Genomic DNA, 3449 nt, shown 5'->3' on the forward strand with positions numbered 1-3449 from the left:
CGTCGGCTGCGCGCTCCTGCAACTGCCGCTTCCATTCCGTGATCTGGTTCGGATGCACATCGAACTGCTGCGCCAGTTCGGCCAGCGTGCGATCGCCCTTGACTGCGGCCAGCGCCACCTTTGCTTTGAACGCCGCTGAGTGCATGCGTCGGGTTCTCGAGCTAAAGTCGGAAGTGGTGTACGGGGGGAGTTGAGGCGAGAAATTGAAGGCGGTGGTGGTTTCAGCTGAGAATCTGATTGTCGAAGTCGGAAACCAGCGAACAACAAAACCATCCACCATGAGCAAGGATACGAAAAAAGCGGTCATTGGTCTATCGGGAGCCGGCCTCGGGCTGGACGACCTGATCCGCCAAGGGGCGCAGCAAGTAATTCAGCAAGCGATTGAAGCGGAGCTGGCAGAGCTGCTTGAACGCTTCACGAAGGTGAAGACACTGCACGGGCAACGCGCGGTGGTGCGCAACGGCTACTTGCCTGGACGCGAGGTATTGACGGCGGCCGGGCCGGTCCCCGTGAGGGTGCCGAAGGTACGCGATCGATCAGGATCAGGCGTGAAGTTCAATTCATCGATCATCCCGCCGTACGTCAGGAAATCTCCCCGTGTTAGCGCGGCGCTGCCGTGGCTGTATCTGAAGGGCATCTCGACGGGCGATATGGGTGAAGCGCTGCGTGTGCTGCTCGGCGAAGACGCGAAGGGCTTGTCGGCGAATGTCGTGAGTCGGTTGAAGGCGCAGTGGGCCGAAGAGCATGGCGCGTGGAGCAGGCGTGACCTGTCGAAGTCGTACTACGTCTATTGGTGGGTCGACGGCATACACACCGGGCTGCGCAGCGAGAACTCCGATGGTCAATGCCTGCTGATGATCATCGGCGTGAAGCCGGATGGGAGCAAAGAGCGCGTGGCAATCGGTGACGGGTATCGGGAAACAAAGGCATCGTGGCTTGAGCTGCTGCTTGATCTGAAAGCGCGGGGCTTGCAAGCGGGCCCACGGCTGGCCGTCGGCGATGGTGCAATGGGCTTCTGGGCGGCTCTGCAAGAGGTGTTTCCAGCGCGCGCGGCCAGCGCTGCTGGTTTCACAAGATGGGCAATGTGCTCAATGCGCTACCCAAGTCGCAACAAGCACGCGCAAAGGCGGACATGCAGGCGATCTGGATGGCTGCCACACGAGCCGACGCGTACGCCGCTTTCGACCGTTTCGTGTCGATCCATTCGGCGAAATATCCAAAGGCAACCGAGACGCTGAAAAAGGATCGCGAGAGCCTGTTGGCGTTCTACGACTTCCCCGCTGAGCACTGGCAGCATTTGCGGACGACCAACGCGATCGAGTCGACGTTCGCGACGGTACGTCATCGAACGACGCGTACGCGTAACTGCGTGTCGCGGCCTACCTTCCTCGGCCTGGCATTCAAGCTGATCGAGGAGGCGGAGAAAACCTGGCGCCGCATCAACGGACCGGAAAAGATCACGCTGTTGCTCGAAGGCGTCCCCTTCAAGGACGGCGAACCGGTGCAAGACGATCGACCGGTTCAGCAGAAACTCGCCGCTTGAAAGCGACCGTCACGATGCTGCTCATACACCACTCTTGACGTTATCTCGACGGGTTCTCTTCGTCATTTCCTTGGTTCCTTTGCCTGCATTATCGCTGGCTCAGGCCCCGACTGCTCCACTGATCCGACTGTCCGAATTCCCGCGCCCACCTCTCTGTTCCGTTGCTCCCCGAACCCCAACTTGAGGCCAACTATCATCGCGGCACGTTGCGCTTCTTCGGAGAATACGTGGCGCTCAACAGTGTGAACGCTTTTGCAAAGTGGTTGGCACCGATGCGCGTATGTGAATGGGTCGTGTACGCCAAGCGCCCATTTGCGGGACCCGAAGCGGTGTTGGCCTATCTGTCGCGCTACACGCACCGGGTCGCGATATCCAACCAGCGGTTGATCGCTCTCGACGAACATCGCGTCACCTTTCGTTGGAAGGACTACCGTGTGAAGGGCCGAACGCGTAACAAGACCATGACGCTCGGAGCCGAGGAGTTCGCGCGCCGGTTCTTGCTGCATGTGCTGCCCGATGGCTTCCACCGCATCCGCCATTACGGCCTGCTGGCAAATCCCGTGCGGCGTGAGAATCTGGCGAAGATCCGCGAGTTGCTCAGTAGCGTGTCAACCGGCAGCAAGGCTGGTTCCGTCATCGTCGCCACTGCGCCCGTATCACCAACCTTCGTTTGCCGACACTGCGGTTCGCCGATGATCGTCATCGAGGTGCTTGAACGCAGCAGACCCATCCGGGCGCCACCCTCCAAGTGAGTCAGCACATGAATGTCAACGCGTCGGCGTACGTACTTGAACCGTCGGCTTCTCGGCAGCGAGAGCCGATAGCAGACGCCTGCGCTTGTCGCGTTGAAAGGCCACTTTGGATTTGGCCGGGCCGACGAGATCGTGACGCGCCACCGTCTTGTTGCCACGATTGCAATGACTTAACTTCGAGACCATCCGCGTTACCGCTCACCACGCTCCTGATGTGATCGACCATTCGCCATAACGGCGAACTGTTCAGACGATGCGAGAGCCCTCCGCGGTTTCCTCCCTTGCGGCTTGTAGGACGCCTGCCAGCTCGCGTAAGCGCATTTGATGCGCCCGAAGGTTAGGACAGGCGTCCTACAACCCTAAACAGTGGCTGTCTGTGGTGTCACGGCTGTTACGGGCGCAAAGCGGATCGCAGCACCGACGGTACGCTCAATCCGGTGCCTGTTGCGCGTTCACGTTGACCAAGCCCTGAAATCATCTATCTTACGACTCAGGCCTTGACGACTCTCAGGCTACATGGATCTAATGAAGTGCTCGACCGACCGCACACCTGTCCAAATGGACAGGTGAAAAACATCCAAGTATCCGTAGGATAGGTGTTGACGAGCAAACTGCCGCGAAGTCACGGTCGCCGCTTCGCTTTTGTCGAGAACGACGTCTTCCGTTTTGATTCAGGAGCTATTAATCGCCTCTTCTGCGGCAAAGGCTTCCGATGCGATCAGTTCGTCATCCAAACGGGCGATGCGCTGATGCCGCGCTTCATCGGTTGTAACCACATGATTGATTAATATTTTTATCTAAAGTAGGAAATTATGAATTCAGAACCGGTTAAGATAGCCTTAAAAGGCAGCGATGGACTATTTGTCACGGTCGTGGATGGAACGGATTTATTAACCTCAACGAGCACTGTTTGCGGGAATAACGAAGTGTTTGAAATGATATACCAGCAGGTTATGGTATTCGCACTGTTGGCGGCGAATGGGAAATATGTATCGATTTTAAATGACACTAACTTCCTAGCGGCCATCAGTGGTGCCGTGGGTAGTACCGAAACGTTTGAGATGTTCAATTGGCACGAAGATGACAGGATAGTCCTGTTCGCATCCAACCAGTCCTATATTCAGCTTGCGAAGCCTAGCTCCACGTTGCAAGCC

3 protein-coding genes and 2 pseudogenes are annotated in these 3449 nt (G+C 57.5%); 4 read left to right on the plus strand and 1 reads right to left on the minus strand.

Annotated elements, in window-relative coordinates:
* Positions 1-145: transposase (locus BVER_RS26630; RefSeq protein ID WP_157056243.1), on the minus strand; the 145-nt coding region annotated here is incomplete at its 3' end.
* A 133-nt stretch (positions 146-278) separates the two neighbouring features.
* Between BVER_RS26630 and BVER_RS26635 the strand changes: the two are divergent.
* From BVER_RS26635 to BVER_RS31940, 4 genes and pseudogenes are all read left to right on the plus strand, one after another.
* Positions 279-1543: pseudogene (locus BVER_RS26635) on the plus strand (IS256 family transposase).
* Positions 1544-1728: 185 nt separating this feature from the next.
* Positions 1729-2295, plus strand: a pseudogene (locus BVER_RS26640) (IS91 family transposase); the annotation flags it as partial.
* Positions 2296-2894: 599 nt separating this feature from the next.
* Complete coding sequence (locus tag BVER_RS31935) at positions 2895-3083, plus strand: hypothetical protein (protein WP_157056244.1); 189 nt, start codon at positions 2895-2897, stop codon at positions 3081-3083.
* A 24-nt stretch (positions 3084-3107) separates the two neighbouring features.
* Positions 3108-3449 (plus strand): fascin domain-containing protein (locus BVER_RS31940; RefSeq protein WP_157056245.1); only part of this gene is annotated, 342 nt, incomplete at its 3' end.

This window comes from Candidatus Burkholderia verschuerenii, assembly GCF_001189365.1.
In the GTDB taxonomy this organism is placed as follows: domain Bacteria; phylum Pseudomonadota; class Gammaproteobacteria; order Burkholderiales; family Burkholderiaceae; genus Caballeronia; species Caballeronia verschuerenii.